Origin of the sequence: Intrasporangium calvum DSM 43043 (assembly GCF_000184685.1) — a bacterium.
In the GTDB taxonomy this organism is placed as follows: Bacteria; Actinomycetota; Actinomycetes; order Actinomycetales; family Dermatophilaceae; genus Intrasporangium; species Intrasporangium calvum.
This window is the reverse complement of sequence record NC_014830.1, coordinates 46,588-70,130: the sequence shown is the minus strand read 5'-3', so window position 1 is coordinate 70,130 and position 23,543 is coordinate 46,588. Positions and strand designations below refer to the sequence as shown.

The following is a 23,543-nucleotide window of genomic DNA, read 5'->3' as shown; positions in this document are numbered from 1 at the left end:
AGGGCACGAACGAGAGGCAGAAGTCGTGACGACCACACCGCGCGTCCTCGGCGGACGGTACGAGGTCGGCCAGCTCATCGGCCGCGGCGGCATGGCCGACGTCCACCTCGGCCACGACACCCGGCTGGGCCGGCAGGTCGCGATCAAGATGCTGCGATCGGACCTGGCCCGCGACGCGAACTTTCTCAAGCGGTTCCGGCGTGAGGCCCAGTCGGCAGCCGGGCTCAACCATCCCTCGATCGTCGCCATCTTCGACTCCGGCGAGGACGAGTCGTGGGTCGAGGGGCCCAACGGCACCCTCACCACGGTGCCCTACATGGTGATGGAGTACGTCGACGGGAAGACCCTGCGGCAGCAGCTGACCGTCCACCAGAAGCTCGCACCGGCCGAGGCGATCCGGATCACCGAGGGCATTCTCGACGCCTTGGCCTACAGCCACCGGATGGGCATCGTCCACCGCGACATCAAACCGGCCAACGTGATGATCACCGAGACCGGCCACATCAAGGTGATGGACTTCGGCATCGCCCGCGCGATCGCGGACAGCGCCGCGACCATGACGCAGACGCAGTCCGTGGTGGGCACGGCGCAGTACCTCTCGCCGGAGCAGGCCCAGGGCCAGACGGTCGACGCGCGCAGCGACCTCTACTCGACCGGGTGCCTGCTCTTCGAGCTGCTGACCGGTCGGCCCCCCTTCCAGGGCGACTCGCCCGTCGCGATCGCCTACCAGCACGTCGGTGAGACTCCCCAGCCGCCGAGCGTGTACAACGCCGCCGTCGGGGGCGACCTCGACGCGGTGACGCTCCACGCCCTGGTCAAGGACCGCACCCAGCGCTACCAGGACGCGGACTCCTTCCGCGCGGATCTCGAGAACGTCCGGCTCGGTCAGCCGATCAGCGCGGCCGCCCGCGGCGCCCTCGCGGCCGGCGCGGCCGGCGCGGCGAGTGCAGCGGCGACGCAGACGATGCCTGCAGCGGGCGCTGCGGGAGCGGCGGCGACCGTCGTGCAGCCACCCGTCATCACCTCCCGCCGCCAGCGCTACGAGAACACGGCGGGAATGCCGGCCGTCGGACACGACGAGGTCGAGGAGCGTCAGCAGCGCGGCGGCGCGGGCCGCGCCGCTCTGGTCACCCTGCTGGTGCTCGCGGTCCTCGGCCTCATCGGCTGGGGGGCGGCAACCTGGTTCGGCAACCAGGAGCCCCCGGTCGCGATGACGACCGTGCCCAACCTCCGAGGTCTGGACGAGCCCGCTGTCGAGCGGGCCCTGGCGCAGCGCGGCTTGCAGGGGAACCGGAGCGAGGACTCCAACGAGATGGAGCCCGGGAAGGTCTTCGAGCAGAGTCCGGCTGCCGGGGAAGCGGTCCAGGAGGGGACGGTGGTGCGCTACACGGTGTCGACCGGTCCGGCGAGCATCACCATCCCCGACGTGCGCAACTTCGACCGGGGAGACGCCGAGAAGGCCCTCGCCGACGCCGGCCTCACCAACGTCGGGGTCGAGACGAAGGACGATCCCGACACCGCCAAGGACAAGGTCATCGAGACCAATCCGCCGATCGGGACCCAGGTCGGCAGGGACACGACGGTGACCCTCGTCGTCGGAAGCGGCAAGACCGTCGTCCCCGATGACCAGGTGGGCCGCGACTGGTCCCTGGCGTCCAACGCGCTCGCCAAGGCCGGGCTCAACCCGAAGCGGGTCGACGTGGAGTCGGACAAGACTCCCGGCACGGTCCTGTCCGTGGCCAAGGAGGGGGAGAAGGTCGACATCGGCACCGAGATCAAGGTGGAGGTGGCCACCTCACCGGCTCCGAAACCCACCACGGAGACGGTGACGACGACCGTGATCCAGACGCCGAGCGGGACCGAGACGAGCACGACGACCAGCGAGCCACCCGCTGACGGCGGAGCAGGCTGAGTCCGATCACACCGCCGCGGTGACGAGAGGGCTCAGCCCGGCCGAACGGTCCACGGCCGCCTCGTCACCGCACTCGGCGAGGAAGTTCGCGAGCATCCGGTGGCCGCCCTGGGTCAGCACGCTCTCGGGGTGGAACTGGACTCCATGCAGCGGCAGCTCGACATGGCGCAACGCCATCACGATCCCCGAGTCGGTGTGGCCGGTCGCGACGAGCTCGGCAGGGAGCGTCGACGGGTCCACGGTGAGGGAGTGGTACCGGGTCGCGGTGAAGGGCGAGGGCAAGCCCTGCAGCACCCCCGTGGCGTCATGGTGGACCAAGGAGGTCTTGCCGTGGAGCAGCTCGGGAGCCCGGTCGACCGTGGCACCGAACACGACTGCGAGCGCCTGGTGGCCGAGGCACACCCCGAACATCGGCGTCCTCGTCCGGGCGCACTCCTCGATGATCGCCACGGAGACGCCCGCCTCCTCGGGGGTGCCAGGACCGGGTGACACGAGGACTCCGTCGTAGCGAGCGGCCTCGCTCGCCGTGACGGCGTCGTTGCGGACGACGTGGCAGTCGGCCCCGAGCTGCTCGAGGTAGCCGACGATCGTGTAGACGAAGCTGTCGTAGTTGTCGACGACGAGCACGCGGCGAGCGGTGGTGGCGGACATGGCGGCTCTCTGGTCAGCGGATCGGGGTGGCGTGGTCGAGGTCGACGGATCCCGAGTAGGCGGGCAGCTCGGCTTCAGCGTGCGTGTGCACCGCCCAGCCCAGGCCCACCGCCTGCACGTAGTCGAGGTACGTGCTGATCGTCGGGTCGGCGTCGAGGCCCTGGAGCATCGAGTCGACGTCGCCGATCGCCTCGATGCGGTAGGGCGGTGCATAGACCCGTCCCTGGAGGATCAACGTGTTGCCGACGCATCGCACCGCGCTCGTCGAGATGACCCGCTGGTCCTGGATCATCATCGCCTCGGCGCCGGAGGACCAGAGGGCGTTGACGACCGCCTGGACATCCTGTTGGTGCACGACGATGTCGTCTGCGGTGTAACGGCTCGGGAGCTGGTCCAGGGAAAGGCTGGAGTCGTCGAGGACGACCTCGACCGAGGGGCCCTTGAGGGCGGTCGCCGCAGCGGCCGCAGCGGTCTTCGTCGACTCGCGGTTGAGCGCCTCGAGGCGGCTGTCCTTCGGACCGCGCTCCTTGGACAGGGCTTCGACCTCCTGTTGCAGCAGGTCGAGCTCCTTCGCCTTGGCCTCGTTGCGCCCGTTCCCCTCGATGATGAGGGACGGCAGGTCGCGGTCGGCGCGGAGGTCGTCGCCCTGAGCGGCCTGGAAGCTCATCGCGAACATGAGGCCGGCGCCTGCGGTGACGATGGGCACGAGGAACCGCCATCCGAGCCGCGGTCGGTCACCGCCGGGCTGCTGCGCGTCGTCCGCGGAGGGAACCGGGTTCAGGGGTGCGGCGTCGTCGGACCCGCGGTCCGGCCGGACGTCGGTCACCATGCGTGAAACCTCTCAACTAGGCTGTGCACACCTATTCTCACCCACGCTCTGAGCCGAGGAGCCTGCAGTGCCCGAGTCCAAAGGCCGTGACCGCAAGACGGCTGCGTACATCCCGCCGCCGAAGTCCAAGGCCACCCAGCCCAACCCGACGTGGTGGGCACCCGCATTCGTCACGCTTCTCGTCCTCGGGCTGCTGTGGATCGTGACCTACTACATCACGGAGTACCGCTATCCGATCAGCGCGATCGGGGTCTGGAACCTCGCCATCGGCTTCGCACTCCTCATGGGCGGCTTCATCATGACGATGCGGTGGCGCTGACCCCGAGTTGTCCACAGCTTGTCCCCAGCTGGGGACGAATGACAACGATGTAACTACGTCCACAGGGTTGTCCACAGCGGTGGACAACCCTGTTCGACGCCTTCGACGTCTGGCGCGCACCTCAGCTGCGGTCTCCCGGGTCCCACGGGTCAGCGGCGGAACGCGGTGAGATCGCGGATCTCGACCGGGACCGTGAGGTACTTGCCCACGGAGATCACGACGAGCAGTGCGAGCACCGCACTGAGGGCCAACCACGTCAGGTGCCGCACACGCTGGCGCCTGAACAGGACGATTGCCCCGGCGCAGGCCAGCCCGGTGACGAAGCCGCCGAGGTGCGCCTGCCACGAGATGTTCGGGATGACGAACCCAAGCACCCCGTTGATGAGCAGCACGCCGTACATCCCTGCGGCTGAACGGCCCAGGTGCCGGTTGAGCACGATGAGGGCACCAAACAGGCCAAAGATGGCGCCAGACGCGCCCACCACCGGCGTCGCCCAGGCCGCATCCGTCCCGTTGAAGAGGCCCTCGATGGTTGGGTTGCCTGCGAAGAGCAGGACGCTCACCTGGCCGCCGATACCGCTGATGAGGTACAGAGCGGCGAGTCGGGCCCGTCCCATGAGCGGCTCAAGGTATGAGCCGAGGATGAAGAGCGCGTACAGGTTGAAACCGATGTGCAGCAGCGAGCGGGGCGCGTGGAGGAACATTGCCGTCACGAAACGCCAGGGCTCGATCCAGCCTGCGCTCGGCGCGAAGGCGTAGTCGACCGTCGTGCCAGGCGAAACCCACTGGACGAGGAAGACGACGACGCAGATGCCGATGATTGCCTGTGTGACGATGGGGCGGCCGTCGGTCGGCCGGCCGCCGAAGACCGTCCGGGTCGTCGGGGCCGTGCGGGCCGCCTCCCGGACGCAGTCGACGCACTGGATGCCGACCGCGGCGGGGCGCTGGCACTCGGGGCACGCGGGCCGGCCACAGCGCTGGCACTTGACGTAGGCTTCGCGGTCGGGGTGGCGGGGGCACACCGAGGGCCCGGCCGGCTGTTGCCCAGCCCCCGGGGCGATGGGGGGCTGGGCTCCGGTTCCACTGTCGGACAAGGTGCGTCAGTCCTCGAAGGTGACCGAGTTGATGACGACGTCCTCGCGCGGCTTGTCGTTGGCGCCGGTCGGGATGTTGCCGATCTTGTCGACGACCTCACGGGACGGACCGTCTGCGACCTCACCGAAGATCGTGTGCTTGCCCTGCAGCCAGGTGGTCGGCGCCGTCGTGATGAAGAACTGGGAGCCGTTGGTGCCCTTGCCCATCCGCTTGCCGGCGTTGGCCATGGCGAGCATGTAGGGCTGGGTGAAGTCCTTCTCCGGGTGGATCTCGTCGTCGAAGGTGTAGCCCGGGCCACCGAAGCCCTGACCGAGGGGGCAGCCGCCCTGGATCATGAAGTTCGGGATGATGCGGTGGAACACCAGTCCGTCGTAGAACCGGGTCGGGTTGGTTCGGCCGGCGTCGTCCTTGTACTCCTTGTCGCCCTTGGCGAGGCCGACGAAGTTCTCGACGGTCTTGGGCGCGTGGTGCGGGAAGAGCTCGATGACGATGTCGCCGTGGTTCGTGTGCAGGGTTGCCTTCATGGGCCCAATCCTCGCACGCCGCCGGGTGCCTCCTCGGAGGCAGCCGTATGCCGCTGGGCTGGCAGAGTGCCTCGGTGTCCGCCCGCTCGGCGCCGGTTGACGGGTGGTGGCTGGGTATGAGGAGGGTGGACCCGGCGGGCTGTCGGGTGAAGGATCGAGACAGGAACCCCCGAGCGAAGGAGTGGCCATGTCATTCATCGACAAGCTCAAGCAGAAGGCGGATGAGCTCGGTCTCAAGGAGAAGGCGGACCATCTCGCCGAGGAGGCGAAGAAGGTGGCCGAGCAGGCCCGGGAGAAGGCCGGGGACCTCGCGGCGGAGAACCGGGACAAGGTCGGGTCGGTGCTCGACAAGGCGGGCGCCAAGCTGGACGAGAAGACCGAGGGCAAGTACGCCGACAAGATCGCCAAGGCGAAGGAGCAGGTCGCCAAGGGTGTCGACAAGCTGGCCGAGGGCGGCACGCACGGCTCGGGAGGCGCCCCTGCCAGTGGGGCGGGAGCAGCTGCGGCCGGCGCTGCCGCCGGCGCGGGTGCGGCAGCGGCCGGTGGGGCCGCGGCCACGCCGGACGACTTCGACATCATCCCGGACGAGGAGGAGGTCGCCGAGGAGGTCCTGTCGGTCGAGGTCGACCCGGAGGCCCCGCTCGACGGACCACCCGAGCCGGACGTCAGCCTCGGCGCAGGGCGGCCCGAACGCGCCTACGACGAGACGGGCGAGCCGATCGACGACCTGCCGCTCGAGCCTGACGCCCCGGACGTCCCGGGCTCCGGACGTTGGTGACCGGCGCGGCACCTACCGCGCGGGCGTGTGGAAGTGAGCCCGGCGGCATACGGCGTCGTGCGTTGACGTGCGGATGCGCTCAGGGTGGGTAAGGACCAGAGGACCTAGGAGGAGTTGCATGTTCCGAACGAAACCGACCCGATCCGAGAGGCTCAAGATGCAGGTCGTCGAGGCTCGGGAGCACGCTGCGGCCACGGCCAGCGAGCTCGGCCACACGGCGGGCGAGCGGCTCGCCGTGATGCGCGAACAGGCGGCGCCGGTCGCGACCGACGCTGCTGAGCGCGTCAAGCTGGCCCTCGACGAGGCGAAGCTGCGCGCGGCCCCGGTCGCCGCGGACCTCGCAGAGCGGGCCCGGCCGAAGGTCGAGTCCGCCCAGTCGACGTTGGTCGACTCGCTCCTGCCCAAGGTGGGAGCGGCGATCGGGGTGGCTTCGGCCGCCCTCGCCCAGGGCGCCGACGAGGCCAAGGAGCGGATGCGCGACGAACCCCGTGTGAGGCATGTACGGGAGTCGGCGCGGGACCACAGTGACCGCGTGCGTGACGCCTATCGCGTCCTGAGCGGCGAGGCCGTCGCCAAACCGGTCCGGCACGGCCGGCGCACCTGGCTCATCGTCATCGGTCTCGGTGCCGCCGCCGTCGCAGCCGTCGCTGCGTATCGCCGGCAGCAGGCCGACGACCCGTGGGCCACCTCCTCGGACGGGAGCCTGGGCGGGACCGGCGCCTCGACCGCCTTCGACGCGAGCCCCTCGCTCAAGGACAAGGCCGCCGAGAAGGTGGGCACCGCCAAGGAGGCCGTCACCGAGGCAGTCACCGGGGCCGCCGCCAAGGCCAAGGACAAGGCGACCGACCTGGCCGCCAAGGGTCAGGCCGCTCTGGCGGACGCCAAGGACCGCTCCTCCGACGACCTCGTGACGGACGCGGAGGTGGAGCAGGCCTCGACGTGGGCCGACGAGCAGCTCGACGAGCCCGGAGCCACGCCGTGGGGCAACGAGGGCGAGGTCACCGCGGTGGACTCGACGCTCGGCTCCGACGCCATCGACGGCTCGGTCGGCACCCTGCCGAGCGAGACGCGGGGCAGCACGCCGAAACCCAAGGCCTGAACGCTTGGCTGGGCCGGCTCGGGCCCAGCACGTGGCGCAAAGCAGACGGACCCGGTGCCTGAGGCACCGGGTCCGTCTCCGCTTGAGCTGGCTCGCACCGACAGGGGGACAGCGCGAGCCAGCACATGCAGAAGGGCTGGGCGCGGTTCGTGCGGGCCCAACCCTTCGCTGCCTCCAAGTGTAACCGAGCACTGGCGGGTCTGGCGAGGGGTTCGGTGAAAGTTCTATTACGAATGTGGGCGGCGTCACGTCGCGTGACCCGCCTCGTCGAGTCTCGCACCCCGTCAGGCCGATGCGCCAGATCTGGTTCCTGTGGGTTTGGTCAGGAAATGGTCAGGGAATGGTAGGGAACGCCGGGACGGACACCGGCATCACGCGTACGATTCATGGTGCAGGGGGCGCACCACCGGGGGGTGGACCAGTGAACGCGAGTCTGAGGCTGTCATTGGACGAGGTCGGGGCTGACCGCGCACGTCTCGAGGTCCTGCACCGCCAGCTTCGGGACGAGCTGTGGCACGCTGACGCGCTCGAGGTCGCCCTCCTTCCGGCGGAGTCCGGTGCCGCGCCGGACGGGACGCGCGCCCTTGGCCCGGCCGAGATCGGCGCCCTGACCGTCGCCGTCCTCGGCTCCGGCGGGCTGCCCACGCTCCTCGCCTCGCTGCGAGGCTGGCTCCGCCGCGGAGCCCCGTCCGAGCGCTCGGTCCGCCTCGAGATCGACGGCGACGTCATCGTGCTCGAGGACGCCGATGACCTCGAGCGGCATCAGCTGCTGCAGGTCTTCCTCGACCGGCACGGGATCCAGGGGTCGGCATGAGCGGGACGCGGCGCGCCCTCATCGTGGCGAACGACACCTACGACCACGCCAGCCTTGGCCAGCTCAGAGCGCCGGCAGCAGATGCCGAGGCCCTGGCCGACGTCCTGGGGGACCCGGAGGTGGGCGGGTTCACCGTGACCGTCGTGCACAACGAGCCGTCGTACGAGGTCCAGAGCCGGATCGAGGACGCCTTCGCTGACAGCCGCCCTGATGACCTGCTCCTGCTCCACTTCTCCGGGCACGGCCTCAAGAGCGACACCGGTGAGCTGTTCGTCGCCGCCCGGAACACCCGGCCGGACCGGCTGGGTTCAACAGCGGTGTCCGCAGACTTCATCCAGCGGTGCATGAAGACGTCGCGGGCGCGCAGCATCGTCCTCTTCCTCGACTGCTGCTACGGCGGCGCGTTCGGTGAGGGCGTCACCGTGCGAGCAGCCGGGCCGGTCAACGTGATGGACAGCTTCCCCGCCGAGCGGCTCGGTGGCGGCCGGGGCCGGGCGGTGATCAGCGCCTCCAGCGCCATCGAGTACGCGTTCGAGGGGACCGCTCTGGCTGCCGACCAGACGGTCAGGCCGTCAGTCTTCACGTCGGCGGTGGTCGAGGGGCTGCGCACCGGCGACGCGGACCGGGACGAGGACGGCCTCGTCTCACTGGATGAGCTCTACGACTACGTCTTCGACCGGGTCCGCGCCGAGAACCCGAAGCAGACCCCGGGTCGGGACGTGGAGATGGCCGGCGACCTCTACGTCGCCCGGAGTCGACGACGCCGGCTGCGTCCGGCGCCGATCCCCGAAGCCGTCGCGGCCGCCCTGAAGGAGGCCAACCCGACCTTCCGACGCGGAGCGGTGAGCGAGCTCCGGGACCGCTTGCTCCACGATGACCCGGCCGCCGCACTCGGGGCTCTCGAGGCGCTGCGCGACGTCGTCCGCACCGACACGAAATCCGTCGCGGACGACGCCGCGGCGGCCCTTGCCTCCGCTCGGATGACCGTCGTGCCGGTGTCCATCGACCTCGGCGGAGGCGGAGTCGGGTCGGAGCCGCGGACCGGCATGGTCGAGGTGCACGGGCCTGCCCTGGTCCAGGAGCTCACGGTGCAGGCGGATCCGCCCCTCGAGGCGCACGTCGAAGACGACGGCCGGGTTGCGGTGGAGCTGCCCCCTGGTGTCGAGGCGTTCGCCGGTCAGCTCACGATCACGAGCCCGCTCGGGTCAGTCGTCGTCCCGGTGACGGCCTCACCCGCATCTGTCGCGGGGGCTGCAGAGCAGGCAACGGAGCCCGGGTCGGACGAGACCGTCCGGACCACCCCTCAGGCAGAGACCCTGGTCGAGAGGCGGCTCACACCGGTCGCAGCCGGCGCCGCCGCACCAGTGGAGAAAGCTCCGACGGCAGCGGTCGAACCGCCCAGGTCCACTGCCGCCACCGAGTCACCGTTGCTCTCGAGCCGGGCCCGGCGACTGGTCGCAGCCACGTCCGCTCTCGGTGGCCTGCTCATCCTCGCCAGCTTCACCGCCCCGTGGGTGTACGGCGGCGTGGCCGAGGCCCAGTTCCCCGGACCCACGGCGGGACTCTTCATCGTCGCCGTGGCAGCGACCGTTGTGGCCATCGCGGTCATCGTCGACCAACCGCGCGGCCTGGTCGCGACGGGACTCGGCCTCGGCGTGGCCCTGGTGGCCGCGACCAGCCTGCTCACCCCCTTCGGGATGCTCGCCACGGACGCCACGTCGATGCCCACCGGACTCCTGCTCGGCGTGGCCGGCGAGCTGCTCGTCGTGACAGCCGGGATCGTCACGCTGGCGTCGCTGTTGGGCTCCGGACAAGTCTCCGGAGCCTGGGCTGGGCTGCCAGACCGGCGCGGACTGGTCGGCTTGGGGATCGTGTTGGTCGGTTCAGTGACCTTGATGCTCTATGCCGGCTGGTTGTCGGACCGGCCGGGCAGCACGTGGGGGGCGATCATGATCGTCTGGGCCGTCACGTGGCTCGCCGCCGGCGCCGTGGCCACGAGCACCAGACCCGCCGCCTTGGCCCGCGCCTTCCTCGCCGGCTGGGCGATCACCGCTCTGAGCCAACCGGTGTCCGACATGCAGTACCAGTACAACGGCGAAACCTTCCCGGCTCAGCCGGTGGTTCTCCTTGCCCTGCTCGGACTCGTGGTCTGGGCGGCGGTCCCCTCTCGTGAGCGGCCGGCCGTCAGCCACCGAGAATGACCCGCACCCGGGCGGGAGGGCTGGGAGGGATCTTGCGCGCGAAGGAAACTCAGCGGCATACGGCCTGATGTCAGGCGGGATCGGACCCAAGGTCGGGGTAGAAGCCCTCGATGTGGGCGGCCACCTCGTCGGCGGCCTTTTGGGAGTCCCGAGCCGCGATGGCGTCATAGATCCGGCGGTGCTCGCCACTCAGCCGTGCCGCCACCTCGGGGTAGTCGGGACGGCCCTGGAGGCGGGTCAGCAGCGTCGAGCGCATCGCGTTGCGCAGGGCAGTCGTGAGCTCGGCGACCAGCGTGTTGCCGCTCGCGCGGGCGATGGCGACGTGGAAGGCCGTGTCGGCGTCGTTGAACTGCTCGACGGTGCTGGCCGGATCCTCCATGTCGGCGAGCGCCTCGGCGAGGTGGCGGAGATCCTGCTCCGTGGCGTGGGTCGCGGCGAGCGCCGCGGACTCGCGCTCGAGGGTGATCCGCGCGCGGACGAGGTCCTTCGAGTTGACGCTCGCGACGAGGACGTGGAGGCGGATGAGTCGGGTCAGTGCCTCCGCGGGAGCGGACGTGAGGATCGTGCCGGCGTCGCGACCGGAGCCGGTCGCCTGGCTGATCAGGCCCATCGCCTGGAGGACCCGGATGGCCTCCCGGACGGCGACGCGGCTGACGCCCAGGGCGGCGGCGAGCTCACGCTCGGCCGGCAGCCGGTCACCGACGTGGAGGCGGCCTGAGGCGATCTGCTCCTCGATCCGGTCGAGGACGAGCTCGTAGGTGCGCGGCCGGCTCACCGGCTCCCAGCCGTCCCGGGCCTCATCCGGACCTGTCATCTCTTACTCCTCGGATCGCCCACCCATTTCCGCCCGCCTCTTGACGCCATCCTAGGCGCACCCTACGGTGGCCTCACCTCGCTGTGGTCCTACCACAGCACAGCAGAGGCACACCTTCCCTTACAGCGCCGTAACCAGTCGTCGTGCCGACGGCTGCCAGGAGGAGTTCCCAGATGCTCGCGACCTTCCCGATCGTCACCGGCCTCGCGGCCGACGACTTCACCCAGTCCCTCGCCCCCGTCGGCGGCAGCCTTGCCCTGTCCGCGCTCGTGGGGCTGCTCCCGCTCGTCGTCGTCTTCCTCCTGCTCGGGGTCCTGAAGACCCAGGCGTGGGTGGCCGCCCTCGCCGGCCTGGGCACCGCCGTGCTCGTCGCGGTCCTCGGCTACGGGATGCCGGCCTCGCTCGCCCTGATGTCGGCGACGCAGGGCGGCGTCTTCGGCGTCTTCCCGATCATGTGGATCGTCCTCACGGCGCTGTGGCTCTACCAGCTGACCGTGACCAGCGGCCGGTTCGAGGACCTTCGCGCCACCTTCAACATGGTGAGCGAGGACCCACGCATCCAAGCGGTCCTCATCGCCTTCTGTTTCGGCGGTCTGCTCGAGGCGCTCGCCGGCTTCGGCGCACCGGTGGCCATCACGGCGACGATGCTCATCGCCCTCGGCGTCGCGCCGCTGCGGGCCGCGGGGACGGTCCTGCTCGCGAACACGGCGCCGGTCGCCTTCGGGGCCATCGCCATCCCGATCACCACCGCAGCCACGCTGACCGGCATCCCGGAGTCGACGATCGGCGCCATCGTCGGTCGGCAGGCCCCGCTCCTCGCCGTCGTCGTCCCCCTCCTCCTCCTGCTCGTCGTCGACGGCAAGCGGGGCCTTCGCGAGGTCTGGCCGGCCGCCCTCGTCACCGGACTGTCCTTCGCCGTGGCCCAGTTCCTCACCTCCAACTTCCTGTCCGTCGCCCTGACCGACATCGTCGCCTCGCTCGCCGGCCTGGGGGCGACCGTGCTCTTCCTCCGCGTCTGGACTCCCGTCGGGGCTCGCGAGGCGCACGAGCGTCTCGAAGCCGGTCGGCACCAGGAGCACGCCGCAGCCGTCGCTGCCGGCCGCACCCCCGCCGGCTCGGTGGCCGGTTCGGTGGCCGGTTCGGTGGCCGGTTCAGTGGCCGGCTCCGCGACGACTGCCACGGCCACCCGGGCGCGGGTGGACGGCACCTCGGGTGCCGGGTCCGACGGCGGGCGGCTGCCCACCGCCCGGATCTGGATGGGCCTGTTCCCCTACCTGCTCGTCATCGCCGTCTTCTCCGTGTCCAAGCTCGTGCCGCCGGTCAAGGCGTTCCTCGCGGGCACCGACCAGAAGATCGCGTGGCCAGGGCTCGACGGTCACGTCCTCAGTGCAGCGGGCAAGCCGATCTCCTCGACCGTCTACTCGTTCCAGTGGCTGTCCAGCCCCGGGACGATGCTGCTGCTCTCCGGCATCGTCGTCGCGATCGCCTACCGGATCAGTGCCCGGCAGGCCGTGCGCGACTTCACCGGCACGGTCGTCAAGCTGCGGTGGGCGATCCTCACCGTGGCGAGCGTCCTGGCGCTGGCCTACGTCATGAACTTCTCCGGTCAGACGATCTCCATCGGCACGTGGATCGCCGGGACCGGAGCCTTCTTCGCCTTCCTGTCGCCGGTCCTCGGCTGGATCGGCACGGCGGTCACCGGCTCCGACACGAGCGCCAACGCCCTCTTCGCCAAGCTGCAGGCGACGGCCGGGTCGCACGCCGGGATCAACGAGAGCCTGCTCGTCTCGGCGAACACGACCGGTGGCGTCGTCGGCAAGATGATCAGCCCGCAGAACCTCACCATCGCGGCCAGCTCGGCCGGGCTCGACGGGCAGGAGTCGGCCATCCTGCGGCGCGTCCTGCCGTGGAGCCTGGGGCTGCTCCTCTTCCTTTGTGTCCTCGTATTCCTCCAGTCGACGCCGATTCTCGGTTGGATGTTGCCATGAGCACTCAGGGCACCACCCCCCGGCTCCACCCCTCCGGCAGCGGACTCCCGGCCGACGTCCTGGTCGAGCTCCGTGGCATCGTCGGTGACCAGTACGTCCTCAGCCTCGACGGCGACGTCGAGCCCTTCTCCCGCGACGCGACGCCGCTCTTCCGGGCCCGCCCGGACGCCGTGGTCCTGCCGGGCACCACCGAGGAGGTGAGCGCCGTCCTGACGCTCGCGTCGCGGCGCGGCATCCCGGTCACCCCCCGCGGGGCCGGCTCCAACCTCGCCGCCGCGACGATCCCCGAGCACGGCGGCATCGTCCTCGTCCTCACCCGGATGAACCGGGTGCTCGAGGTGAGCGAGGGCGAGCTGCTCGCCGTCGTCCAGGCCGGGACGACGACCGTGACGCTCGCCGAGGCGGCGGCCGCCAAGGGGCTGCTCTATGCACCCGACCCGGGCAGTCGGACCGTGTCCACCGTGGCCGGCAACGTCGCCATGTGCGCGGGCGGCCTGCGTGGCCTGAAGTACGGCGTGACCCGCAACTACGTCCTCGGCCTGGAGGTCGTCCTCCCGACCGGCGAGGTGATGCGGACCGGTGGGCGGCTCTGGAAGGACGTCGCCGGCTACGACCTCACCCGGCTGCTCACCGGCTCCGAGGGCACCCTCGCCGTGATCACCGAGATCACCGTGGGCCTGCTGCCGATGCCGGCGACGGCGATGACCGGCCTGGCCTACTTCGACCACCTGTCCGACGCCGGCCGGGCGGTGGCCCGGATCATCGCGGAGGGCACCCTGCCGGCGACGCTCGAGTTCCTCGACAACCGGTGCGTCAACGCGGTCGAGGACTACGCGCAGCTCGGCCTCGACCGCGAGGCGGGTGCCCTGCTGCTCTTCGGTGACGACGGCGGAGAGGAGATGGTCGCCTCGTCGTTGCAGCGGATGGCCGACGTGTGCACCGCGGTCGGCGCCCGTGGCGTCACCCTCGCCCAGGACATCGCCGGGTCGGAGGCGCTCCTCACGGCGCGCCGCTGCTCGTTGCCGGCCCTGGCCCGGCTCGCGCCGATCACCATGCTCGAGGACGTCACCGTCCCCCGCCCCCGCCTCGCCGAGATGGTGGAGACGATCGACGCCATCGCCACGAAGCACTCCGTCACGTGCGCGACGTTCGGCCATGCGGGGGACGGGAACCTCCACCCCACGATCGTGTTCGACCCCGACGACGGCGATGCCCGCCACCGTGCGGAGGCGGCCTTCGACGAGATCTTCCACGCCGCGATGGCCCTGGGTGGCACGATCACCGGTGAGCACGGGGTCGGCGCGGCCAAGCGCCCCTGGCTCGCGGCCCGCTTGGGCCCGGTGCAGATGGCGCTGCTGCAGCGGATCAAGACGGCCTTCGACCCTGCCGGGATCCTCAACCCGGGCAAGCTGGGCTCATGACGGACCGCGGCCTCTTCGACAAGGACCTGCTCGCGGCGTGCATCTCCTGCGGTTTCTGCCTGCCCGCGTGCCCGACGTACGCCATGACGCAGGACGAGCGATCCAGCCCGCGCGGCCGGATCACGCTGATGCGCGCCCTCGAGACGGGTCGGCTCGAGGAGGACGACCCGACCCTGCAGGAGCAGGCCTCGTTCTGTCTCGGGTGCCGCGCCTGCGAGACGGTCTGCCCGGCCGGCGTGCAGTACGGCGCGCTCCTCGAGCAGTGGCGCGACCACCAGTGGCGCGGGCGGCACGTCCCGCCCGCCGCCCTGGCCCTGCGAGCCGGGATGCGGGCCACCCCCCTCATCGAGGCGGCCGGCCGCGTGCGCGGGGCCGCGAGGCCGACGGGCCCGGCACGTGCCGACGCCGCGGCGCACCTCATGCTCGGCTGCGCCGAGCGGGCGATGTTCCCGCAGCTCTCGAGGGCGGTCCTCAGGCTGCTCCCCGACGTCGTCGACGTCCCGTCCGGGCAGGGCTGCTGCGGGGCGCTGCACGCCCACAACGGCGACTCGACGACCGCCCACCGGATGGCCGAGGACCTCGGCAAGGTCATGCCCGGCGTGATCCTGACGACCGCCGGCGGCTGCGGGGCGCACATCGCGCAGGTGCTCGGGCGCGACCGGGTCCGGGAGCTGTCCGAGTTCCTCCTCCAGTACTGGGGCGAGCACCCCGACCGGCTGCCTCCCCTCGGCCGGGTCACGGTCGACGGTCGTCCCGTCCGGGCCGCGCTCCAGGACTCCTGCCACCTGCGCAACGGCCTCCACGTCACGGCCGAGCCGAGGGAGCTCATCGCGCGGGTCGCCGACTACGTCGAGCTCCCGTCGGCCGGCACCTGCTGCGGCGCGGCCGGGACGTACTCGATCCTCCGGCCGGAGGACTCGCAGCGCGTCCTCGACATCCACCTCGACGAGATCGAGGCGGCCGACCTCGACTACCTCATCGTCGTCAACATGCCGTGCCAGCGCCAGATGATCAACGGCCTCAAGCGCCGCCGCTCGAAGGTGCGGGTCCTCCACCTCGCCGAACTGCTCGCCGCCGCGCTCGACGTCGGGGAGCGGGAGCGCGCTCCCTCCCAGCCGCCCACCTGAGGGTTCGTATGCCGCTGAGCCGGCTCAGCGGCATACGAACCGTTGGGGGCGTGGCGGGCGGGGGGACTGCCCCCAGCCGCGGGGACAGGGCAGGATCAGGGCGTGGCCACGACGACAACCGCGCCCCGCCGGCACCAGCTCGGCGGTCAGCTGTCCGCCCCCCTGCGCCGCTTCCTGGCCACCGAGTCGGGCGGCGCCGTACTGCTCGTCGTGGCGACCCTCGTCGCCCTCGGGTGGGCCAACTCGACGTGGTCGGAGACGTACTCGCGGATCTGGTCGACCGAGCTCGCCGTGGAGGTCGCCGACTGGGCGCTCCGGATGGATCTGCACCACTGGATCAACGACGGGCTGATGGCCGTCTTCTTCCTCGTCATCGGGCTCGAGGTGCGCCGAGACCTGTCGGTCGGCGAGCTCACCGACCGCCGCAAGCTCCGGCTCCCGCTGCTCGCGGGCCTCGGCGGCATGGTCGTGCCCGCGGTGCTCTACCTCCTCGTCAACTCGTCCGGGGAGGCGGCGAACGGCTGGGGCGTCGTCATCGGTACGGACACCGCCTTCCTCCTCGGCACCCTCGCGCTCGTCGGACCGGCGACGTCCACGCAGCTGCGGGTCTTCCTGCTGACGCTGACCGTCGTCGACGACATCGTCGCGGTCTCCGTCATCGGCCTGGTGTACTCCGACGACCTCGATGCCGTCGCGCTCGCCGTGGCCCTGGCGGCCGTGGCCGTCCTCGTCGCGTTGGGTCGGTCGAGGGTGTGGCGGACCTGGCCGTATGCCCTCACCATCCTCGCGCTCTGGCTCGCCACCGTGGCCTCCGGGCTGCACGCCTCCGTCGCCGGGATGGTCGCCGGCCTGCTCGTGCCGTCCTTCGCGCCGCGGCGGCAGGCGGTCGAGCAGGCCGCGCGCCGGTTCCACGCGTTCCGGCAGTCGCCGCTCGCCGACGTCGGGCGCTCCGCGCAGGACGCCCTCGTGCGCGCCGTCCCGGTCAACGAGCGGATGCAGCTGGTGCTGCACCCCTGGACGAGCTACTTCATCGTCCCGGTCTTCGCGCTCGCCAACGCGGGAGTCGACCTCCGTGGGGGCGTCCTCGGGGAGGCGCTGCGCTCCCCGGTGACGTGGGGCATCGTCCTCGGGCTCGTCCTCGGCAAGTTCGTCGGGATCGGTGGCGTCGCCCTGCTCGGCTCCCGGCTCGGCGTCGGCCGCCTCCCACAGGGCGTCGGACCCGGCCAGATCCTCGGCGGGGGTGCCCTGTCCGGGATCGGTTTCACCGTGTCGCTGCTCATCGTCGGGCTCGCCTTCGGACCGGAGCTGCAGGACGAGGCGACCGTCGGGGTCCTGCTCGCCCTCGTCCTGGCCACCCTGCTCGGCTGGCTCGTCTTCACGCTGGCCGCCGTCCTGCACGGTGAGACCACTGCAGGGCTGCCCACGGTCCTCGACCGGCCGGTCGACCCCGAGCGGGACCACGTCCGCGGCTCCGTCACGGCGCCGCTGACGCTCGTCGAGTACGCCGACTTCGAGTGCCCGTTCTGCGGACGGGCCACGGGTGTGGTCGCCGAGGTCCGGGCGCACTTCGGCGCGGACCTGCGCTACGTGATGCGGCACCTGCCCCTGCCCGACGTCCATCCGCACGCCGAGCTCGCCGCGCTCGCCGTCGAGTCCGCCGGGGCCCAGGGTCGCTTCTGGGAGATGCACGACCTGCTCTTCGAGCACCAGGGGCAGCTCGAGACCGAAGACCTGGCCGGCTACGCGAGCGAGCTGGGGCTCGACGTCGAGCGGTTCCTGCGCGACCTCGACGACGAGGTGCACAGCGACCGCATCAGGGAGGACGTGCGCAGCGCCGAGGCGAGCGGTGCCCGAGGCACGCCGACGTTCTTCGTCGGCGACCAGCGGCACGTCGGGCCCTATGACGCGCAGACCCTCATCGCCGAGCTCGAGGCCAGCCGCAGGGACCCGGCCCGGGAGGAGCGGCCCCGAGCCGGGCACGCCTGAGGAGCTCAGCGGCATCCGGCCTCGTCGGTGTCACGCTCCTCGGGCACCCGTCAGTGCACCTCGTGGTGCATCTCCTCGAGGAGCGCTTCGAGGTTCGCACCCGGGTCCGCGACGAGGAGGGGGAGGACGAGGTCGTTCTCCTTCGCCGCGTGGCTCGTGAAGACGCGGAGCAGCGCCTCGGCCCACGCGGCCGCCGCGGCCGGCTCGGTGCTCGCCTCGATCGCGTCGACGATGCCGAGGATGACACCGTGCTCGGCGACCAGGGCGGCGACGAGGAGGTGGCCGGCCTCGGTGCCCGCGGCAGTGCGGTAGAACGTCGTCTCCTCCCCGGCCGCGTGGGGCGCCAGGGACGTGCGAGCCCAGTCGACGAGGCGCGCCTTCGCACTCCCTGACGCCTCACCGGGGTCGGTGCCTCGGGTGCCCGGCGCAGTGCCCGGCGCAGTGCCCGGCGCAGTGCCCAGCGCGGCGACGAGGGTCTCGAGCTCGGCGACGAGGTGCTCGTGGTGCCGTCGGATCGTGGCGGCGGCTGCTTCGTCGCGCTCGACAGGGGTGGTGGTCGGCGATGTCATGGTGACCTCCGGGGTCTGCTTCGCGGCGGGCTCGTCCCGCCGTCAGGAGCAGTGCACCACCGGCGGCCGCAGTCGTCCTTGACGCAGGTCAAGCCCGGGCGGGGCGCTCCAGGGCCGGGCGCTCCAGGGCCGCGCGGTCCCAGCCCGCGGTGGTCGCCGCCGCCGCGTAGGTGCTCTGCAGGAAGTCGAGGAGCACGGCGTCCGGGTCCTGGGCGGTCCGGACCGCGGTGTAGGGCAGGACGAACTCGCCCAGCTCGTCGTCCCACCGCGCGCCGGCCGGACCGGGGGGCAGGTCGCGGTAGCCGTCCGGGTCGGGGTAGGCGTACGCGTAGAAGATGCCCTCACCCTCCGCCCCCGGCCAGTAGCCGCAGCTGCTGACCTCGTGGGAGTAGGCCTCGTGCATCACGTGGGGGCCGCAGTTCGGCATGCCCCCCGGGTGTGGCGGGGCGCCCTTGCCGGAGAACCGCGTCGTCGCCAGGTCGAGGGCGCCCCAGAAGAGGTGCACCGGGCTCGACTTGCCCAGGAATCGGGACCGGAAGACCTCGAAGACCCGCTGCACCTCGACCAGCGTGCGCCAGAACGCCGTCACGGCCTCGGGGTCGTAGTCGTGGTGCGTGGTGTCCTCGTCGAACCGGATCGCCTCGGGGAGCTCGACCGGCACCGGCCAGATCTCGGTGGCCAGGCCCACGCCGCCGAGGAGTCCGTGGAGCTCGGCGTGGAAGTCCTTGACCGACTTCGGCTCGAGGGCCATGCTGCGGCGCTCGCCCCTCGTGGTCGTCACGTCGAGCCGATGGTCGAGCAGGTCGAGGTCGATGGCGAGGCTCCGACCCGCGTCGCCGGGGATGGGAGAGGTGGTGAGGCCGCGGGTGGTGACGTAGAGGGGCGCGTTCCACCAGTGGTTGAGCAGGGGGGTGCGCGCGATCCGGATCTTGCCGATCACCTGGAGCCACAGCGTCAGGGTGTCGCGGGTCGGCTCCCAGCTCGCCACGGGCAGCTCGGGCCAGACCGCGCGGGCGCTCATGCGGCGGTCCTGGCGGCGGTCCTGGCGGCGGTCCTGGCGTGCGTCATGCGTTCGACTCCTTCACCCGGTGCGGTTCTCGACTCTAGCGCCGGGGAACCGGTCGCGAGCAGGTGGTGGGGTGGGCACCCAACGAGCCCAGCGGCATACGGGAGTCGTATGCCGCTGGGCTGGGTGTCGTTCGACGCTCGCGCCGGGGGCGTGCGTCAGTAGACGAGCGCGCGCTCGCGGTCGGCGACGCGGGCCTGCGGGCGGGGCGACAGCATCCGGTCGACGCTGTACGCGCCGGCACCTGTCGCGGCGAGCAGGAGGACACCCGCACCGAGGGCGGCGACGAGCTCCCAGCCGTTCTCGGTGATGAACACGCCGTTGCCGATGTGGACGAGGACCGCGGCGCCGACCATGTCGAGGACGAGGAGGACGCTGAAGACGGTGGTCAGGGCGCCGAGGATCAGCGCGATGCCACCGACCAGCTCGATCAGGGCCGCGAGGGTGGCGGCGATCCCGGGCAGCGGGACGCCCATCTGGTCGAAAGCGGCACCGGTGCCGTCGAGGCCCCACTCGGTGAGCTTCTGCCAGCCGTGGGCGAGGAAGATCGCGCCGAGGAGGACGCGGGCCACCAGGAGAACGGCGTCGCGGGCGGCAAGGGGCTTGAGGAGAGAGGTCACAGTATCTTCCCAGTCATTAGTTGAATCATTAATTACCTCGATGAACTGTAGCGGGTCGACTGCTGCCGATCAACTCGAGGGCGCGGCTGTGAGCGAGTCGCCGGCGGGGCCCCGAGAGCCGCTGCGCGCGGCTGTGTAGCCTTGCGGGGTTCCGCCGAACGGGGCGGCTCGTCTGAAGGGGACCGCATGGAGGACCACCCGCGACCGGGGGAGTTCGTCACGGTTCGTCCCGGCGCAGCGGGGGCCCCGTGGGTCGCCGATCCCCTCGGTGAGCCCAGCCCGCCACCCCTGGACGGCGCACCCACGCTCGAGGACGTGGTTCAGCAGACTGGGGGCCTGACGGACGGCGAGACGATCGCGGTGGCCGGTCGGGTGGCCACTGCGCTCGCCGCAGCGCACGGCGCCGGCGTCGTGCACGGCGCGCTCGACCCGGGGGTCGTCGTGCTCTCGCCGGAGGACGGGGTCGTGCAGGTCGGCGGCTTCGGGGGATCAGCGGGGTCAGCGGGGTCAGCGGGGTCAGCGGGGTCAGCGGGGGGCGGCAGTGGATCGACCGCCGAAGACGCGCCCTCTCCCTATCTCGCGCCCGAGCAGGTCGCCGGGGACGAGGCCGACGCACGCAGCGACCTCTACGCCCTCGGCTGCCTCATGATGACCCTGCTGAGCGGAGCACCTCCAGCACCCGCGACGCTCGTCGCGACGGGACCGGACAGCTCTGAGCCAGCAGCCGCGCGGACCGGCGCACCGTGGCCGTCCGACGCGAAGCCCGATGTCGATCCAGCCCTGAACGGGCTCGTCCACGACCTGCTCGCTGTGTCGCCGGACCGTCGCCCGACGTCCGCGGGTGAGGTCGTGAGCCGGTTGGGGCGGATCGAGGCCGACCTGGCCGACCGGGGCGTCGTCGTGGCCCTGCCGGTCGCCGTCGGGGTCGGGGTCGCCGCTGCCGCCGCTGATCTCCCCGACGACTCGGAACCGACCCTGATGGACTCGCTGATCGGCGAGGAGTCGGGGGACGAGTCGGAAGACGAGTCGGATGACGGCTCCCCTTCGGCTGCGGGGTCACTCGCGACGCGGCCGATGGCGATGGTCACCACCCTCCCGTGGCCGTGGGTCAGCGGGAGCCTGGCCGCGGTCGCACTCGTCCTCGTCATCCTCTTCATGTCGTTCGGTCGTGGCGGCGTCGACGCCCCGACTGGCGCACCCGGGACGATCGCGCCGGCGCCAACCAGCCCCACAGCGACCGAGCCTGCCACCTCGAACGGCACGACCACCGCCGGGACGTCGACGACGAGCCGTACGACCACGACGAACCTGACCAGCACGACGACTACCACCAGCCTCACCTCGGCGGCGAGCCCGCCTGCACCAAGCCGGACAGCCTCGCCTCCCGTGGCAAGCACGGCGCCGCGGAGTCTCGACGAGGCGATCAGCTCACTCCGATCCACGGTGCGCAGCGTCGTCGCGAACGGAGACGTCGGCGCCGCAGCCGGCCAGGACCTCATCGCAGCTGCCGACGAGCTCACGACGTGGGCAGACCGCAGCTCCGTCCAGCTGAGACGCAGGGTGTCGGACCTCGACGGCTACGTCGACCGGCTGCTCTCGTCGGGAGACATCACCAACGCGGGTTACCAACAGGTGTCCGGCGCCATCTCTGCAGTGCAAGGGCAGCTCGGCTGACGCTCCCCGAGGAGGCGCCCGGTGACGGCTGGGGGGCACCCGCCGAGCCCAGCGGCATACGTCTGGCTGCGGAGGAAGATTAGGAGTACCCACCTGCAGCCGCACCCGGTGATTCTTGGGCGAGATATGCGCAGGCCTCGTCGTCATCCGGACCAGCGCAAGCCCTCTGCTGGGCTTCGCACCAATACACTCCGGTGGAGCGCCTGCACGCGGAAACCCCGGCGCCGAAGCACCCGGCACCGCGCGTTGGCCTCCGGCGTGGGCAAGGAAACGCGCTCGGCAGCTGGCGGGCAAGGGTCGGCTTCACCGGCGTGCGCGCGGCAATCGCGGGACGCGCAGGTGCCTCTGCTTGGCGACTGCCGTCGCGACTTGGCGTGCGGCCTTCGCGAACGGCGCCGGCGCCTGGTCTGCAGCCTCGCTGACTGCGCCGGCCATGCCGGTACGCAGGTGCTCGACCCGGTCCAAGGCGTAGTCGGGGGCCAGCTCGAGCGCGGTCGCGACCTCGACCCAGTCCTCTACGGTGACGTCGCGAACCTGCCACGCCTTGCCGACCTTCATCGAGCTGTGCACGACCTCGCCAGGCTTGAGGTACGGCGCGTAGCTAGCCGCGTCGTACAGCGGCGCCAGAGCAACCCGCGGCCCGCGCAGCAGCAGGCTGTAGTTCTTGGCGTGCGCATCAGTGCCACCGACCAGGGTGTTGAAGGCGAAGGCGTCGAAGAAGCGTTCCCGCACCGGCGAGCGATCGGCGAGCCCCAGCGACCCAAGCAGCGCCGCCACGTTCTTGACGCTCGGTCCCTTGTCGGCCTGGTACTTCTTGGACGGTGGGTAGGTCATTGCTTGCAGCAGGTCCTCTTGGTGAAGGCGTAGCCACGTCCCATTACGGTCGCGACGCCGGTCGTATCGGGTCGAGACGAGGGTCTTGGCCCCGCCGAAGTCGACCAGCTCTACGTGGGCGACGCGTAGCCCGAGCACCGCAGCGGCGCGCAGACAGACGAACTCGTTTACCTGCAAGTCCCCAAAGCGGGTGCCGGAGGCTGTGGGTTTCAGTATGTGCGTTGTCGGGGTCGAGTCGTTGGGCACGCCCCAGGTGCCGTCGTCGAGCAGGTGCAGGGCGACCTTGTTCTGCGCGCCGGCTAGGCTCCACCGGCCCGAGCCCTCCCCGACCTCCCAACCGGCGTCGCGCACGGTGAGCTCGCGCAGCATGCTGCAGAGCTGCTCCTCGGACAGGCGGCGCACGTCCCCGGTGCGTAGAGCCGCGTCCGGCGGGTCAACGTCAACGGGCAGTACCTGGACGCCACCGGCAGCGTCGCGCCCGACGTGGCGCAGCAGGGCGAAGGGGTTGCGTGCTGACACTTGGAAGCGGCGACCCCACTCCTCACGTACAGCTGCGTTGTCGGGCAGTAGGCCCTCCAGCCAGGCTGTGACGACCCGACTGCTGTGCCTTGCGCTGGAAAGCGGCATGGACAGCGACAAGGGCGTCGGTGAGGGACGGGAGGTGTAGGCAGCATCGTAAGAGAAGGACAGCGATCCACCGGTCGTCTGCTCCAGTCGGCCGGCCAGGGCTCCGTCGAGGAAGACGTTCATCTCGTTCATGTCTGGTCTCCGAACATGTCGGCGAAGGGGTCGGTGTCGTCGTCGAAGGCGGGCTTCGGCGACGGACCGAGCTTGACGGCCAAGCCGAGGGCGGTGAGAACGTCGAGCACCTTGCGCAGCTCGGCACCCGGGTTAGCGGCGGTCTCGAGGCGGGAGAGCCAGGGGCGGGACACACCGGCGCGCTCGGCTAGGGCTTCCTGGCTGAGCCCGGATGCCCGGCGGGCGTCGCGCAGCGCAGCGCCCAGTTCTCGCACGGTGGTGAGCATGACTCTGCCTTTCGGGGTTCTGTTACGGAACGACGACAACCTCCAATGTCACGGTACCACTACAACCAGGTTTGTAACGGATCCGTGACAAACCGATTTGTCACGAACTCGTGACAACCAGGTGGGCACGAAGGGGCTTTGACAGCGACACGACGAGACGTAACTAACTACCGCCCAACGCCTTTACGCACATGGCC

Annotated in this window: 21 protein-coding genes; 11 read left to right on the top strand and 10 right to left on the bottom strand. The window is 71.1% G+C overall.

Annotated features, from left to right (window positions below; translation table 11 throughout):
- Window positions 1–25 precede the first annotated feature (25 nt).
- Entirely contained in the window at window positions 26–1,912 is a 1,887-nt protein-coding gene (gene pknB, locus INTCA_RS00320; RefSeq protein WP_013490946.1) for a Stk1 family PASTA domain-containing Ser/Thr kinase, read from the top strand.
- A 6-nt stretch (window positions 1,913–1,918) separates the two neighbouring features.
- On the opposite strand, the gene INTCA_RS00315 is transcribed toward pknB, so the two are convergent.
- Together INTCA_RS00315 and INTCA_RS00310 are read right to left on the bottom strand one after the other, a co-directional pair.
- Entirely contained in the window at window positions 1,919–2,563 is a 645-nt protein-coding gene (locus tag INTCA_RS00315) for an aminodeoxychorismate/anthranilate synthase component II (protein WP_013490945.1), read from the bottom strand.
- Between the two features lie 13 nt (window positions 2,564–2,576).
- The gene (locus tag INTCA_RS00310) at window positions 2,577–3,392 is read right to left on the bottom strand and encodes a DUF881 domain-containing protein (protein WP_013490944.1); all 816 of its coding nucleotides are present in this window, start codon (window positions 3,390–3,392) and stop codon (window positions 2,577–2,579) included.
- Between the two features lie 67 nt (window positions 3,393–3,459).
- Between INTCA_RS00310 and INTCA_RS00305 the strand changes: the two genes are divergently transcribed.
- A complete protein-coding gene (locus INTCA_RS00305; RefSeq protein ID WP_013490943.1) occupies window positions 3,460–3,711 on the top strand; it encodes a cell division protein CrgA in 252 nt (83 codons plus the stop codon).
- Between the two features lie 149 nt (window positions 3,712–3,860).
- Here the strand turns inward: INTCA_RS00305 and INTCA_RS00300 are convergent, their stop codons facing one another.
- Both INTCA_RS00300 and INTCA_RS00295 read right to left on the bottom strand, forming a co-directional pair.
- A complete protein-coding gene (locus tag INTCA_RS00300; protein WP_013490942.1) occupies window positions 3,861–4,805 on the bottom strand; it encodes a rhomboid family intramembrane serine protease in 945 nt (314 codons plus the stop codon).
- 6 nt (window positions 4,806–4,811) lie between these two features.
- Window positions 4,812–5,330, bottom strand: a complete 519-nt coding sequence (locus tag INTCA_RS00295) for a peptidylprolyl isomerase (protein WP_013490941.1) — start codon at window positions 5,328–5,330, stop codon at window positions 4,812–4,814.
- Window positions 5,331–5,517: 187 nt separating this feature from the next.
- On the opposite strand from INTCA_RS00295, the gene INTCA_RS19335 reads away from it, so the two are divergent.
- The 4 genes from INTCA_RS19335 to INTCA_RS18410 all read left to right on the top strand — a co-directional run bounded on the left by INTCA_RS19335 (window position 5,518) and on the right by INTCA_RS18410 (window position 10,222).
- Window positions 5,518–6,108 carry an antitoxin gene (locus INTCA_RS19335; protein ID WP_013490940.1) on the top strand — a complete coding sequence of 197 codons (591 nt, stop codon included), beginning with the start codon at window positions 5,518–5,520 and terminating at the stop codon, window positions 6,106–6,108.
- 118 nt (window positions 6,109–6,226) lie between these two features.
- The gene (locus INTCA_RS00285; RefSeq protein WP_013490939.1) at window positions 6,227–7,207 is read left to right on the top strand and encodes a hypothetical protein; all 981 of its coding nucleotides are present in this window, start codon (window positions 6,227–6,229) and stop codon (window positions 7,205–7,207) included.
- 421 nt (window positions 7,208–7,628) lie between these two features.
- Window positions 7,629–8,021, top strand: a complete 393-nt coding sequence (locus INTCA_RS00280) for a hypothetical protein (RefSeq protein WP_013490938.1) — start codon at window positions 7,629–7,631, stop codon at window positions 8,019–8,021.
- Window positions 8,018–10,222 carry a caspase family protein gene (locus tag INTCA_RS18410; RefSeq protein WP_013490937.1) on the top strand — a complete coding sequence of 735 codons (2,205 nt, stop codon included), beginning with the start codon at window positions 8,018–8,020 and terminating at the stop codon, window positions 10,220–10,222. The genes INTCA_RS00280 and INTCA_RS18410 overlap by 4 nt, the downstream gene beginning before the upstream one ends.
- Window positions 10,223–10,292: 70 nt before the next feature.
- Here INTCA_RS18410 and INTCA_RS00270 read toward each other — a convergent pair whose 3' ends face one another.
- On the bottom strand, window positions 10,293–11,036 hold the full coding sequence (locus INTCA_RS00270; protein WP_013490936.1) for a FadR/GntR family transcriptional regulator: 744 nt from the start codon (window positions 11,034–11,036) through the stop codon (window positions 10,293–10,295).
- A gap of 173 nt (window positions 11,037–11,209) precedes the next feature.
- On the opposite strand from INTCA_RS00270, the gene INTCA_RS00265 reads away from it, so the two are divergent.
- The 4 genes from INTCA_RS00265 to nhaA all read left to right on the top strand — a co-directional run bounded on the left by INTCA_RS00265 (window position 11,210) and on the right by nhaA (window position 17,558).
- Complete coding sequence (locus INTCA_RS00265) at window positions 11,210–13,024, top strand: L-lactate permease (protein WP_013490935.1); 1,815 nt, start codon at window positions 11,210–11,212, stop codon at window positions 13,022–13,024.
- Complete coding sequence (locus INTCA_RS00260) at window positions 13,021–14,445, top strand: FAD-binding oxidoreductase (RefSeq protein WP_013490934.1); 1,425 nt, start codon at window positions 13,021–13,023, stop codon at window positions 14,443–14,445. Before INTCA_RS00265 ends, INTCA_RS00260 begins: the two co-directional genes overlap by 4 nt.
- Entirely contained in the window at window positions 14,442–15,572 is a 1,131-nt protein-coding gene (locus tag INTCA_RS00255) for a (Fe-S)-binding protein (protein WP_013490933.1), read from the top strand. Before INTCA_RS00260 ends, INTCA_RS00255 begins: the two co-directional genes overlap by 4 nt.
- A 102-nt stretch (window positions 15,573–15,674) precedes the next feature.
- Complete coding sequence (nhaA, locus tag INTCA_RS00250) at window positions 15,675–17,558, top strand: Na+/H+ antiporter NhaA (RefSeq protein ID WP_013490932.1); 1,884 nt, start codon at window positions 15,675–15,677, stop codon at window positions 17,556–17,558.
- A 50-nt stretch (window positions 17,559–17,608) separates the two neighbouring features.
- Here the strand turns inward: nhaA and INTCA_RS00245 are convergent, their stop codons facing one another.
- From INTCA_RS00245 to INTCA_RS00235, 3 genes are all read right to left on the bottom strand, one after another.
- Window positions 17,609–18,127, bottom strand: a complete 519-nt coding sequence (locus INTCA_RS00245; RefSeq protein ID WP_013490931.1) for a hemerythrin domain-containing protein — start codon at window positions 18,125–18,127, stop codon at window positions 17,609–17,611.
- 88 nt (window positions 18,128–18,215) lie between these two features.
- The gene (locus INTCA_RS00240; protein WP_013490930.1) at window positions 18,216–19,148 is read right to left on the bottom strand and encodes a DUF5996 family protein; all 933 of its coding nucleotides are present in this window, start codon (window positions 19,146–19,148) and stop codon (window positions 18,216–18,218) included.
- Between the two features lie 203 nt (window positions 19,149–19,351).
- Complete coding sequence (locus INTCA_RS00235; protein WP_013490929.1) at window positions 19,352–19,813, bottom strand: DoxX family protein; 462 nt, start codon at window positions 19,811–19,813, stop codon at window positions 19,352–19,354.
- A gap of 186 nt (window positions 19,814–19,999) precedes the next feature.
- Here INTCA_RS00235 and INTCA_RS00230 point away from each other — a divergent pair, with 186 nt between their 5' ends.
- Complete coding sequence (locus INTCA_RS00230) at window positions 20,000–21,487, top strand: protein kinase domain-containing protein (RefSeq protein ID WP_013490928.1); 1,488 nt, start codon at window positions 20,000–20,002, stop codon at window positions 21,485–21,487.
- Window positions 21,488–21,790: 303 nt separating this feature from the next.
- Here INTCA_RS00230 and INTCA_RS00225 read toward each other — a convergent pair whose 3' ends face one another.
- Together INTCA_RS00225 and INTCA_RS00220 are read right to left on the bottom strand one after the other, a co-directional pair.
- Complete coding sequence (locus INTCA_RS00225) at window positions 21,791–23,080, bottom strand: type II toxin-antitoxin system HipA family toxin (protein WP_013490927.1); 1,290 nt, start codon at window positions 23,078–23,080, stop codon at window positions 21,791–21,793.
- Window positions 23,077–23,346 carry a helix-turn-helix domain-containing protein gene (locus INTCA_RS00220; RefSeq protein WP_013490926.1) on the bottom strand — a complete coding sequence of 90 codons (270 nt, stop codon included), beginning with the start codon at window positions 23,344–23,346 and terminating at the stop codon, window positions 23,077–23,079. Before INTCA_RS00220 ends, INTCA_RS00225 begins: the two co-directional genes overlap by 4 nt.
- Window positions 23,347–23,543: the final 197 nt, after the last annotated feature.